Origin of the sequence: Pseudomonas sp. B14(2022) (assembly GCF_012030485.1) — a bacterium.
Taxonomy (GTDB): domain Bacteria; phylum Pseudomonadota; class Gammaproteobacteria; order Pseudomonadales; family Pseudomonadaceae; genus Aquipseudomonas.
On sequence record NZ_JAAUVM010000032.1, the window covers coordinates 25,994 to 38,459 of the forward strand.

Sequence of the window (12,466 nt, forward strand, 5' to 3'; positions counted from 1 at the left end):
GTGGCTATCCCCCTGCGACCTTTGTGGCTGTTAGGATTACACTCCTAAGGAAAGAGCTTACTCAGTAAGTGCAGTTATCCTACGGGGCGGTCATGGATATTCAGATAATTTCACGCAATGGCGAACCCGAGTACGCGGTTTTGCCATGGGATCAGTACCAGGCGCTGCTAAAAGCTGCCGGTCATCAACAGCCTTCACTGGCACCTTCTCCTACTGTCCAAGCCGCGCCTGACCAAGATTTGCGCCCGCTCGCAGACCTGCGCGGCTTGCGTGAAGCCAAGGGCCTGGCGATTGAGACCCTGGCCCGCACCGTGGGCATCAGCCCCTCGTATCTAGGATTGATCGAAAGTGGTGAACGTCAGCCGGATGCCGCAATCCGCCGCAGCCTGGCCTGGGAATTAGGCGTTGCAGGTTGGAGGGATGAGTCTTGAGCCTACGTATCAGTCGTCAACATTGGGATGGGTTACTTAACGAACTGGACCAGGCGCGCCGCCAGCGCCATCTGCTGACCTACCGAGCACTGTTGGAGCGTCTGCAATTTCCGACGCCGGCGATGCAAACCCTGGCAGCTGCCCTGGAGCACCTGGCGGCGCTGGATGCCAAGGCCGAGCAACCGTTGCGCAGCTCCCTGGTGATCAGCCAGGGCGCCAGCCGCCTGCCGCGTACCGGGTTCTTTGAGTGCGTGGAGCGCCTGGGGCGTTTCAGCGGACCGTCCGATGGTGTCGCCGCCGCCTCCTGGCATGCCTCGGAAGTGGTGCGGGTGTTCGAATACGAGTATCCGGAGTCTGCCGAGGCTTAAAGTGCCTGGGGCAACATGTCCATGCTGTCGATCACATGGATGCTGTAGCCGGCCATATCCTTGGCGTGGTGCTTGGCCTGCGAGGCCAGTTCCGCCAACTGGCTGGCATCGAGTTGTCCACAGGCCTGTGGATACAAATGCACCACCCCAATCGACAGTGACAGCAACGCAAACTCCTGGCGTACGCCCTGGCGGTTCAGTGCCACGAAGCAGCCGGCGTCGAGGTGTTCGGCGCGGTAGAAGCGCCGGCACTGGGTGTGGAAATCGTCCAGCAGTTGGTTGAGCCGCTTGCGCCAATCCTGTGGCCCCAATACCAGCAAAAAGTCATCGCCACCGATATGCCCGACAAAGTCGCGGCTGGGGTCGACCCGGTCGTTAAGGCACTGCGCCAGGCACAGCAACACCTCATCCCCACGTCCGTAGCCGTAGATGTCGTTGAACGGCTTGAAGCTGTCGATATCCACGTAGCAGATCACCGATTCCCGCTGTTGTTGTAACAGTCGCGTCAGGCACTGCTGGATCGGCACGTTGCCAGGCAGCAGGGTCAGGGGATTGGCATAGCGCGCCTGCTGGATTTTCAGTTCGGTGATCAGTTTGAGTACATCGATCACCCGGCCCAGGCCCAGGTAGTCGCCATTGAGCGTGATGATGAAGTCTTCTTCGATGCGTTGCCGTGCGCGGCTGGTCAGCAGGCGGCTGACCTGTTGCAGCGACTGGCTCAACTCCACCGCCAGAAAATCCGTACTCATCAGCCGGCTGATGGGCTTGCGCGCAAACAGGTCGGTGGCAAACGGCTTGAGCAGCGCATCCGACAGCGAATGCCGGTGCACGATACCCACCGGGTGGCCGCGTCCATCCAGAACCGCCAGGGAGTTAAGGTTGGCCTGGCGGCGGAACGCCTCCAACACCTGAGCGGTCGCGGTGTCCTGATCGACCGCCGGTTGCTCGTTGATCAGGGCGCTAAGGTCGCCGGCTTCTTCGTTGAGCGCCACGTTGGCCTGATCGGGCTTGGGCAGCATCTGGCGCGCTTCCTGTGGCGGTTGCTCCTGTGGACGGCAGAGCAGGTAACCCTGGACCAGGTCGACGCCCATTTCGGTCAATACCGCCAGCTCTTCCGGCAATTCGATGCCCTCGGCAATCACCTGGGCCCGTGAGGCCCTGGCGATTTGCAGGATGGAGCCGACAAACTCACGCTTGAGCGCATCCTGATGGATGCCGTCGATAAAGTGCCGGTCGATCTTCACGTAATCCGGGCGCAGTTCCGACCACAGTCGCAGGCTGGAATAGCCGGCGCCCAGGTCATCAAGCGCGATGGCGAAGCCCATATCACGGTAATGGTGCAGGGCGGTTTGCAGCAGGTCGAAATCGTCGGTGGGTGTTTGCTCGGTGAGCTCGATCACCACTTGGCTGGGTGGAATCCCGAAGTCGCGTAGCAATTGCAGCGTGCGCCCCGGCTGGTGAGCCGTGTCCATCAAGGATTCCGGCGATACATTCAGGAACAGCTTGCCCGGCAGCTTTTGCTCGCTGAAGCGTCGGCATGCGCTTTCGCGGCAGGTCATTTCCAGTTCGCTGAGGCGCCCGGCGTGGCGCGCCACCGAGAACAGGGCGATGGGCGAGTGCAGCGGGCTGTTCGACGGGCCGCGGCTGAGGGCTTCGTAGCCAAGGATGCGCCGTTCTGACAGGCAGATGATCGGTTGGAACAGGCTGTGCAAACTGCCTTGAGCCAGGATAGAGCCCAATGCACTCAGCTGTTCGGTCATAGTCATGGCGATCTCGATCGAAAAAAAAGGACCGCAGGCGTTACGCCTGCGGTCCTTCATTTCACGACAGAATGATGTCTATATGATGACACTCCGAGGAGCGATCACGTTAAATCGCCATCATTTACTGCTTGGCCACCTGTTTGGAGATTTTCAGGTAGTCCAGCAGGATCCGGCCGCTCTCGGCCAGGTAAGCGTCGTCTTCCGGCTTGGTTTTATCCGCCTCGGTCGGCAGCGCATCTTCGTCTTCTTTCTTCAGCTCCTTGAGTGGTTCTTCACCCTTGGCCTTGCGGCGGATGTTTTCCAATACGAGTTGCTTGTTTTCGATGTCGGAGTGCTGTGCACGACGGTCCACTTCATTGAGGCTGACGGTTTTTTCTTCCATCAGCTTCTTGGCCAGGGCCAGCTTGTCGCGGATGAACACAAACTCGGCATCCTTGGCGGAGCGGGTATCGTGATCAGCCTTCAATTGCGCCAGGAACGGCTTGAACGGGTCCGAGGCCGGCTTGATCGCAGGGCGGATGGTGTCCCAAGGCATGGCTTCCGGCAGAGCGCTTTCGCCGATTTCCTTGGTGTCGATGATCGACGGGAAATCGATGTCCGGCAGGACGCCCTGATGCTGGGTGCTCTGCCCGGAAACCCGGTAGAACTTGGCCAGCGTCAGCTTGAGCTCGCCATGGTTCAGCGGCTGGATGGTCTGCACGGTGCCTTTGCCGAAGGTCTGGCCGCCGATGATCAACGCGCGGTGATAGTCCTGCATGGCGCCGGCGAAAATCTCCGAAGCCGAGGCTGACAGGCGGTTGACCAGCAACGCCATCGGGCCTTTGTAGAAGGCGCCCGGGTTCTCGTCTTCGAGCACGTCGACACGGCCGTCAGCATTGCGTACCAATACGGTCGGGCCCTTGTCGATAAACAGGCTGGTCAGCTCGGTGGCTTCCTGCAGGGAACCGCCGCCGTTGTTGCGCAGGTCGATGACCACGCCGTCGACTTTTTCCTTCTGCAGCTCGGTAAGGATTTTCTTCACGTCGCGGGTGGTGGACTTGTAGTCCGGGTCGCCGGCACGGAAGGCCTTGAAGTCCAGGTAGAAGGCCGGGATTTCAATCACGCCCAGCTTGTAGTCCTTACCATCCTGCTTGAGGTTGAGGACTTTCTTTTGCACCGCCTGGTCTTCGAGCTTCACCGCTTCACGGGTGATGGACACGATCTTGCTGGTCTGGTCGTTCGGGGCATTGGTGTGCGGAATCACTTCCAGGCGCACCACGCTGCCTTTCGGCCCACGGATCAGCTTGACCACTTCGTCCAGGCGCCAGCCGACCACATCGACCATCTCTTTGTCGGCCTGGGCCACACCGATGATCTTGTCGGCAGGCGCAACCTGCTTGGTCTTGTCTGCCGGACCGGCCGGGACCAGACGCACGATCTTCACTTGGTCGTTGTCGCTTTGCAGGACGGCACCGATGCCTTCCAGCGACAGACTCATGTTGATATCGAAGTTTTCCGCGTTATCTGGCGACAGATAATTGGTGTGCGGATCGTAGGACATCGCGAAGGTGTTGATGTAGGCCTGGAAGATATCTTCGGCACGGGTCTGGTCCAGACGCGCCAGCTGATTCTTGTAGCGCTTGGTCAACAACTCCTGGATGGCCTTGGGCTCTTTGCCGGCGATCTTCAGGCGCAGCACTTCGTCCTTGACGCGTTTGCGCCACAGGTCGTCGAGGGCGGCGGTGCTGGTCAGCCAAGGCGCGTCCTTGCGATCCACCAGAAGGGTTTCCTTCTGGGTGAAATCGAGTTTGTCGACGCCCTTGTTCAGCTCAGCCAAGGCGAAATCCAGACGCGCTTTGACGCGGTCCAGGTAGCGCTTGTAGATGGTGAAGCCGGGCTGCAGGTCGCCGCTTTTGAGGAAGTCGTCGAACTGGGTCTTCCACTTGTCGAACTCAGCGATATCGCTGGCCAGGAAGTAGCTGCGCGACGGATCCAGCAGCTTGAGGTAGCTGTCGTAGATGATCACCGAGCGCGCGTCGTCCAACGGCGGCTTGCTGTAGTGATGACGCTTGAGCAACTCGACGACGTTAAGGCTGGCAATCACCTCATCGCGGTCCGGCTGAAGGTTGTCCCAGCTGTTGGCTGCGAACGTATTGGTCGACATCGACGCGAAGCCGATACCAATGAAAAGAGCGAGGGCGGTGCTGGGGAACAGATGCTTCATGCTGATTCGACGCGGGGGCAATTGATAACGCATATTAGGCCGTCTTTGAAGTTGCCGGTTCCATAGGGGCCGGTCGCATAATGCAAAAAGCCCGACGCTACTGCTACGGGCTCAGTCCAGACTCACTATGGAGGCACTGTGAAAGCATTGCAAGGCGTTGAAGGTCATGTGGAGTGGTTGGACGAACCAAGTCCTACATGTGATGTAGGCCAGGTGCGCATTCGCGTGGCAGCTGCTGGCCTTAATCGTGCCGATTTATTGCAGCGTGCCGGGCTCTATCCGCCACCACCTGGCGCCAGCCCTGTGCTCGGCCTTGAGTGCTCCGGGGTAATCAGTGAAGTGGGCGCAGGCGCGTCCTGGCAAGTGGGCGATCGCGTTTGTGCGCTGCTGGCCGGTGGCGGCATGGCCGAAGAAGTGGTGGTGGATGCACGGCACGTGTTGCCGGTACCGGAAGGTGTGTCGCTGGTCGAAGCGGCGGCGTTGCCTGAGGTGTACAGCACGGCGTGGCTCAATCTGTTCCAGTTGGCGGGCCTCAAGCCCGGTGAGAAGGTGTTGCTGCATGCCGGTGCCAGTGGCGTGGGCTCGGCGGCGATCCAGTTGTGCAAGGCATTTGGCAGCCCGTGCTGGGTCAGTGTCGGCTCGGTGCAGCGCCTGGCCTACTGTGAAGACTTGGGCGCCCAGGGCGGCGTAGTACGTACTGACGGTATCGAAGGGCTGCGGGATTTCGGGCCATTCGATGTGATCCTCGATCCGGTCGGCGGCGACTACGCCGCGCTGGACCTCAAGCTGCTGGCGCTGGACGGTCGCTGGGTATTGATTGGCTTGATGGGCGGCCGCGAGGCGCAGTTGGACCTGGCCCAGGTGCTGGGCAAGCGTATTCAGTTGTTGGGCTCGACCCTGCGCAGCCGTGACGATCAGTTCAAGGCCGACCTGTTCAGCGACCTGAGCCAGCATGTATGGCCGTTGTTTGCCGAAGGGCGTCTGAGCCCGCAATTGGCCAAGACGTTCCCGATCAAGGATGCCGAGGCGGCGTTTGCGGAGTTGGCGACCAATCAGATTGCCGGGAAGTTGGTGTTGGTGATTGACGAAAGCCTCACCTGATCCCGGATTGGAATAGGGTCGATGTGGGAGGGGCGGTGCGACGATTCGACTTGCTCCCGATGGCGGTGTGTCAGATGAAATATTCTTCACTGATACACCGCCATCGGCAGCAAGCTCCCACCCACATTTGATTGGATTTCAAGTCTGGATAGGCGGTGTCAGACCCAGTGGTGGATTGGCCAGCCGGCCTTCTCGGCATGCTCGCGCAGCACCGGATCCGGGTTCACCACCTGCGGGTGATCCACCTTCAACAGCAACGGCAAGTCATTGCGCGAATCCGAATAGAAGTACGCGCCGTCCAGCGTCTCGCCTTCCTGCTCCAACCATTCCAGCAAGCGTGTGATCTTGCCTTCGCGGTAGGTGAGTACACCCACGGTACGGCCGCTGTACACGCCATGACTGATCTCCAGCTCAATTCCCAGCACTTCATCGATACCGATGCGCGCGGCGATCGGTTTCACCAGGTGAGTCCCCGATGCGGAGATCACCAGGATCCGGTCGCCGTTCGCGCGGTGGCGGGCGATGGTCCTGGTGGCGTCGCTGTAGATCAGCGGCTCAATCACATCCTCGACCCAGGGCTCCACCAAGTGGTCGATTTCCTCCGGGGTGCGGCCGATCATCGGCTCCAGGCTGAAGTCCATGAAGTCTTCCATGGCCAGTTCGCCCCGGCTGTAGGCGTCCATCAGCTCGTTGTTCCTGCGCATGAACGACTCCGGGTCGACCCAGCCCAGGCGACCCATCTGTTCGCTCCAGAGGGTGGCGCAGTCGCCATGGATCAGGGTGTCGTCCAAATCAAAAATTACCAATGCCATCCGTTACGCTCTCTCAAAATTCACTGCTGCTCAGGCTACTTCACACAGCGCACTGGGGTCGATGGAAAGTGCCAGGCGCTGGCCGTCCGGGTGCAGATCGTCCGCCGAGCGGTTGAGCACGTCCACCACCAATTCCACGCCACGGGCTTCGATGCGGTAGCGAATCACGTTGCCCAGCAGGCTGTGGCTGCGCACCAGCGCGTCGAGTTCGCCGTTGTGGCTCAGTTCGATGGCCTCCGGGCGAATCGCGATGCGCCCGCTGATCGGGCGTTGCAGCAGTTGGCTGGCCTTGTCGGCGTCCAGCAGGTTGTAGTTGCCGATAAAACCGGCGGCGAATACATCCACCGGTGCGGTGTAGAGGGTCTCTGCATCGCCGCTTTGCACGATCTTGCCCTGGTTCATCAGGAAGATCCGGTCCGACATGGTCAGGGCTTCTTCCTGGTCATGGGTTACGAAGATCGTGGTCAACCCCAGTTCGCGCTGGATCTGGCGGATCTGTTCGCGCAGGTGCTTGCGAATCCGTGCATCCAGCGCCGACAACGGTTCATCCAGCAGCAACAGGCGCGGGCGAGTGACCAGTGAGCGGGCCAGGGCCACACGTTGGCACTGGCCACCGGACATCTGGTGCGGGTAGCGGCCGGCCAGGTCCTTGAGTTCCACCAGTTGCAGCACTTCCTGCACGCGCTTGTGGCTTTCATCGGCGTTGACCTTTTGCATGCGCAGGCCGAAGGCGACGTTCTGTTCCACAGTCATGTTGGGGAACAGCGCGTAGCTCTGGAACACCATGCCGATGTTGCGTTTTTGCGGGCTCAGCGGAACGATGTCCTGGCCGTCCAGCAGGATTTTCCCACTGTCCACTGACGTCAGGCCGGCGATGCAGCGCAGCAGGGTGGACTTGCCGCAACCGGATGGGCCGAGCAGGGTGACGAACTCGCCCTTGGCGACTTCGCAGTTGATGTCACTGAACACCGGGGTGCCGGCGTAGCTTTTTTGCAGGTGTTGGACGCTGACGAAGCTCATTGGCTTTTGTCCTTGTTCAAGATATTGGCGGCCCAGGTCAGCACCAGCACAAAGAAGAAATAGGAAATCACGACGGCGCTGGTGAAGTGGCCGCTGCTGTTGCGCATGTTGTTCAGGTACACCTGCAGGGTTTCGTAGCGAGTGCCCACGAGGATATTGGCGAACACGAACTCACCGAACAGGAACGAGAACGACAGCAGCAGCGCCACCATCAGGCCTTTGCGCAGGTTGGGCAGCACCACGAAGATCGCGGCTTGCCAGGTGCTGGCGCCAAGCAGTTGCGAGGCGTCCATCAGGTCGCGCAGGTTGATGGCTTGCAGGTTGTTGGTGATCGCCCGGTACATGAACGGCAGCGCCACGGTGAAGTAGCAGCCGATCAGGATCCACGGCGTGCCCACCATCGCCAACGGCCCGGAACCGTACAGCTGCAGGAGGCCCACCGACGACACCACCGGCGGCACCGCAAACGGCAGCAGGATCAGGATGTTCATCAAGGCGTCGAGCTTGGGAAAGTGGTAATGCACCACGAACAGCAGCGGCAGGATCAACACCACCGACAGGATCAGCGCACCCACGCACACCAGCAAGGATTGCCCGAAGGCCATCAGGAAGCGTGGGTCACTCCACAGTTGCACATACCATTTCACCGTGAAGCCAGCCGGCAGAATGGTCGCCGACCAACTGCTGGCAATGGAGTAGACAAAGGTGCCGATCAGCGGCAGCACCAGGATCGCGAACAACAGGTACACCACCACGCGGTGGTAGAGGGAGGCCGGGCCGGCTTCAGCGCGAGACATGGTAGCTCCTCTTGAGCAGCAGTTGATGGACCACGGTGACCACGGTCATCAGCGCCACCAGCACCACGGCCAGGGCGCTGGCCATGTTCGGATCGAGGGATACATCCCCCGACACCAGGCCGGCGATACGAATCGGCAGCACGTTGAAGTTACCGGTGGTCAAGGCGTAGACCGTCGCGTAGGCACCCAGGGCATTGGCCAGCAGGATCACGAACGTGCCCAGTAGCGCCGGGGTGAGCACCGGCAAGCCGATATGTCGCCAGAACTGCCAGCCATTGGCGCCGAGCAGGGCCGCCGACTCACGCCAGTCTTCGCGCAGTGCGTCAAAGGCGGGGTAGAGCAGCAGCACGCCGAGCGGAATCTGGAAGTAGGTATAGAGGATGATCAAGCCGGTCTTGGAGTACAGGTTGAAGTCCTGAATGATCCCGGCTTGCTTGAGCATGATGGTGATGCTGCCGTTGAACCCCAGCAAAATGATGAACGCGAAGGCCAGGGGCACGCCGGCAAAGTTGCTGGTCATGTTGGCGAAGGCGGTGACGAAGTTGCGCAGCGGCGAATCCACCCGGCGGAGGGAGTAACTGCCCAGCGTGGCGATGATGATGCCGAAGATGCTCGAGTAGAAGCTGATCTCCAGGCTGAACTGGATGGCCTGCAGGTAGAACTTCGAACTGAAGATGCGCGTGAAGTTGTCCACGCCCCACCCGGTTTCTTCGGTTTGCAGACTATTGATCAGCACCCATACCAGCGGGGCGATCTCGAACACGATAAAAAACAGCGCGAAAGGCACCAGGCACAGCAGCGCCAGCCATTTGCCGCGGGATATTGAACTCACTTCAGTAACTCCCGGCACACAGGTTTGTCGTGGGGTACGCCCAGCAGTTCGCAGACGGTGCCGCACAGGTCGGTCTGTTTCGGTGTGGCCCCGGCGTCCAGGCTGAAGGCATCGCCGAGGACGAACAGCGGCACTTCCCGTTCTTCCGGCAGCAGGCCGTTGTGGGAGCGGTCGTTGTTCATGCCGTGGTCGGCGGTCACCAGCACCTGGTAACCGGCATCGAGCCAGGCTTGCAGGTAGTCGGCCAGGAGGATGTCGGCCGAGCGTGCGCTGTTGCGGTACTGCGGTGTGTCGAGGCCGTGCTTGTGGCCGGCGTCGTCGATGTTCATCGGGTGCACCACCAGGAAGTCCGGCGCGTGCCTGAGCCGCAGGCTTTCGGCGTCGGCGAACAGGTGGGAATCCGGGTAGTGGTCATTCCAGTAGAAATGCCCGTGCTGGATCGCCAGCGCCTTGTCGTCGGTATGACGATCCCGTGCGGCGAGAAAGGGCGTGCGGTTATACAACTCGCTGACCCAATGGTAAGCCGCCGCGGCAGTGGTAAGACCCGCGTCGGTGGCGTAATGGAAAATGCTGCGCTGGTTGGACAGGCGCGAGACCTGGTTGTGCACGATACCGCTGTGGATCGGTGGCACACCGGTGAGGATGCATTCATACAGCGGGCGGGACAGGGCGGGCAGTTCACATTCCAGCGTGTAGAGGGCTGCGCGTCCTGCGCCGACATAGGCCTGCAAGTGCCCCATTGTGTGCCGGGCAACCTCGAAGTTCAGGCCGTCGAGCACGACAAGGATGACTGGGTGCTTCATGGGGGGCGACGCTCCGCAATGATTGACTTGGCTCAATTCCTCTGGAGGAACGGGGTCAAAAATGTGGGAGGGGGCTTGCCCCCGATAGCGGTGTGTCATTCAACGGATTTGTTAGCTGATTCACCGTTATCGGGGGCAAGCCCCCTCCCACATTGGATCTCCACTGGAGCTCCAATGTGGGATAAACCCTTACTTCATCTCTACGATGACCTGCTCGTTCCACAGCTGAGGCAGCTTTTTGGACGTCGCTTCCCAGGCATCGGCATCCTTGATCGGCTGCGGGTTGGCCTTGGTGTATTGCTCGCCCGGGATCAGGTTCTTGGCAATGTCGGCCGGCAGTTTCAGGTCGGTTTCAGCACGGATCGGACGTGCGTTGCCACGCGCCAGGTTGAGTTGGCCGGCGTCGCTGAAGATGTATTCGCGGGTCAGCTTGGCGGCGTTCGGGTGCTTGGCGTATTTGTTGATGATGGTGGTGTAGCCGGATTTCACCGAGCCGTCCGATGGGATCAACACCACGTAGTCATCCGGGTTGGCCATCTTGGCTTTGTAGCTCAGGCCGTTGAAGTCCCAGACGATCCCCACTTCGACTTCGCCTTTTTCCATGGTGGCGATGGTCGGGTTGGACAGGCCGAGGCGACCTTGCTGGGCGATCTTGGTGAAGAATTGCAGGCCGGGGGCGATGTTCTTTTCATCGCCTTTATTGGCGATGGCGGCGGCGAGTACGGCGTTGGAGGCCTGGGCCGCAGTGCTCACGTCACCCACCGAGACTTTGTATTTGCCGGTTTGCAGGTCAGCCCAGCTGGTAGGGACTTCGGAGCCGTGCAGCAGCTTCTTGTTGACGATGAACGCGATGGTGCCGGTGTAGGCCAGGGCCCAGTGACCGTCCTTGTCTTTCGCCCAATCCGGCACCGAAGCCCAGGTAGAAGGTTTATACGGCTGGGTGACTTCCTGCTTCACCGCGATCGGGCCGAAGGCGGCGCCTACGTCGCCGATGTCAGCGCTGGCGTTGTCTTTTTCGGCTTTGAACTTGGCGATTTCCTGGGCCGAGCTCATGTCGGTGTCGATGTGCTTGAGGCCGTAGGTCTTGGCCAGGTCTTCCCAGGTGCCTTTCCAGTTGGCCCAGTCATCGGGCATGCCGACGCTGTTGACGGCACCTTCCGCTTTCGCGGCGGCTTCCAGAGTTTTTAAATCGGTATCAGCGGCCATGGCGGCGGTGCACATGGCAATGGTCGAGCCTAACAGTGATGCCAGGAAAAGCTGTTTCATCCGAAGCTCCTTTGGGCGTTTTCAACGCGGCGGTGTTTTCTACGGTGTTGTTGGTCTAGGTCAGAGCAATACCTGAGCCAATCTAGACGCGATGGATGACAGTTTCATGTCGATGTCGTTTTTAAAGCCTTGATGTCGTTCGGCGCAGACTTAGCGTAGACCATGCTCAAATGCCCGCAGGGACTGGACTTGGCCGGCGTATTGCAGGGTGTGGTGCAGGGACGGGACAGGGACTGTCATCTGTCGGTCATCAGGAGTGCCTAGGCTGGCAGGCAGTCGTGCAAGCCCATTTATGCAGCGGTTTGTGCACCTGAACAGTGCTGGTCTAGTCCAGATAGGTAACGTTGATGCGTGATGAGGCAATCAAGGCGGTGACATCCATTGGCCTGGCGCTGCAAGAGCAGATCGACCACGGCCTGTTGCCGCCCGCAAGCAAGCTGCCCGCCGAGCGCAAGCTCAGCGAGTTGTTTGGTACCACTCGAATTACGGTGCGGGAAGCCTTGTTACAACTGGAGGCTCAAGGGCAGATTTATCGCGAGGAGCGTCGTGGCTGGTTTGTCTCGCCGCCTCGGCTGGCCTACAACCTGATGCAGCGCAGTCACTTTCACGCCATGGTCAACGACCAGGGGCGGGTGGCGTCCACCGAAGTCATCAGTGCGCGGCTGCAACCGGCCTCGGCGGCGGTGTGTGCGTGGCTGCAGTTGCCAGCGTTGTCCCGCGTGATCCAGATCTGCCGGGGGCGGCGGATTGACGGGCGGCTGGTGTTATACGTGGAGCACTACCTGAACCCGCAGTATTTCCCGGGGATTCTTGAGTGCGACCTGAATCAGTCGATGACCGAGTTGTATGCGCGCAAGTACGACTTGCACTACGGGCGGGTGCGCTTCGAGATCGTGCCGACCTCATTGCCGGTGGAGGCTGCGGCGGCATTGCGCATGTCGGTGGGCAGCCCGGGCTTGCGGATCGCCCGGGTCAATTATGACCAGCACCAGCGGTTGATCGACTGCGACCTGGAGTTCTGGCGGCATGATGCGATTCATGTCGGCGTCGATGTGGTGTGATCGGGGGGC

At 60.4% G+C, this 12,466-nt stretch carries 12 protein-coding genes; 4 read left to right on the forward strand and 8 right to left on the reverse strand.

Going from position 1 to position 12,466, the window contains the following annotated elements:
• Positions 1–92: 92 nt before the first annotated feature.
• Together HCF10_RS28960 and HCF10_RS28965 are read left to right on the forward strand one after the other, a co-directional pair.
• Positions 93–431 (forward strand): helix-turn-helix domain-containing protein, encoded by a 339-nt coding sequence (locus HCF10_RS28960; RefSeq protein ID WP_131699182.1) that lies wholly within the window; start codon positions 93–95, stop codon positions 429–431.
• Positions 428–799: a hypothetical protein gene (locus tag HCF10_RS28965; RefSeq protein WP_005786715.1), complete on the forward strand. Its 372-nt coding sequence runs from the start codon at positions 428–430 to the stop codon at positions 797–799. The genes HCF10_RS28960 and HCF10_RS28965 overlap by 4 nt, the downstream gene beginning before the upstream one ends.
• Here the strand turns inward: HCF10_RS28965 and HCF10_RS28970 are convergent.
• Positions 796–2,565, reverse strand: a complete 1,770-nt coding sequence (locus HCF10_RS28970; protein ID WP_131699183.1) for a bifunctional diguanylate cyclase/phosphodiesterase — start codon at positions 2,563–2,565, stop codon at positions 796–798. The two genes, HCF10_RS28965 and HCF10_RS28970, sit on opposite strands and share 4 nt — an antisense overlap.
• Before the next feature lie 118 nt (positions 2,566–2,683).
• Entirely contained in the window at positions 2,684–4,765 is a 2,082-nt protein-coding gene (locus HCF10_RS28975) for a carboxy terminal-processing peptidase (RefSeq protein WP_184746227.1), read from the reverse strand.
• 138 nt (positions 4,766–4,903) lie between these two features.
• On the opposite strand from HCF10_RS28975, the gene HCF10_RS28980 reads away from it, so the two are divergent.
• Entirely contained in the window at positions 4,904–5,866 is a 963-nt protein-coding gene (locus HCF10_RS28980) for a zinc-binding dehydrogenase (RefSeq protein WP_145338797.1), read from the forward strand.
• 158 nt (positions 5,867–6,024) lie between these two features.
• Here HCF10_RS28980 and HCF10_RS28985 read toward each other — a convergent pair whose 3' ends face one another.
• The 6 genes from HCF10_RS28985 to HCF10_RS29010 all read right to left on the reverse strand — a co-directional run bounded on the left by HCF10_RS28985 (position 6,025) and on the right by HCF10_RS29010 (position 11,396).
• Positions 6,025–6,678: an HAD family hydrolase gene (locus HCF10_RS28985; RefSeq protein WP_145338798.1), complete on the reverse strand. Its 654-nt coding sequence runs from the start codon at positions 6,676–6,678 to the stop codon at positions 6,025–6,027.
• A 30-nt stretch (positions 6,679–6,708) separates the two neighbouring features.
• On the reverse strand, positions 6,709–7,698 hold the full coding sequence (locus HCF10_RS28990; protein ID WP_167656910.1) for an ABC transporter ATP-binding protein: 990 nt from the start codon (positions 7,696–7,698) through the stop codon (positions 6,709–6,711).
• A complete protein-coding gene (locus HCF10_RS28995; RefSeq protein WP_131699188.1) occupies positions 7,695–8,495 on the reverse strand; it encodes an ABC transporter permease in 801 nt (266 codons plus the stop codon). Before HCF10_RS28995 ends, HCF10_RS28990 begins: the two co-directional genes overlap by 4 nt.
• Positions 8,482–9,327 (reverse strand): ABC transporter permease, encoded by an 846-nt coding sequence (locus tag HCF10_RS29000; protein WP_145338799.1) that lies wholly within the window; start codon positions 9,325–9,327, stop codon positions 8,482–8,484. Before HCF10_RS29000 ends, HCF10_RS28995 begins: the two co-directional genes overlap by 14 nt.
• Positions 9,324–10,130: an alkaline phosphatase family protein gene (locus HCF10_RS29005; RefSeq protein WP_167656911.1), complete on the reverse strand. Its 807-nt coding sequence runs from the start codon at positions 10,128–10,130 to the stop codon at positions 9,324–9,326. The genes HCF10_RS29000 and HCF10_RS29005 overlap by 4 nt, the downstream gene beginning before the upstream one ends.
• A 189-nt stretch (positions 10,131–10,319) precedes the next feature.
• Positions 10,320–11,396 (reverse strand): ABC transporter substrate-binding protein, encoded by a 1,077-nt coding sequence (locus HCF10_RS29010; RefSeq protein ID WP_131699191.1) that lies wholly within the window; start codon positions 11,394–11,396, stop codon positions 10,320–10,322.
• A gap of 347 nt (positions 11,397–11,743) precedes the next feature.
• Between HCF10_RS29010 and HCF10_RS29015 the strand changes: the two genes are divergently transcribed.
• Entirely contained in the window at positions 11,744–12,457 is a 714-nt protein-coding gene (locus HCF10_RS29015) for a UTRA domain-containing protein (protein WP_145338800.1), read from the forward strand.
• The last annotated feature ends 9 nt before the right edge of the window (positions 12,458–12,466 follow it).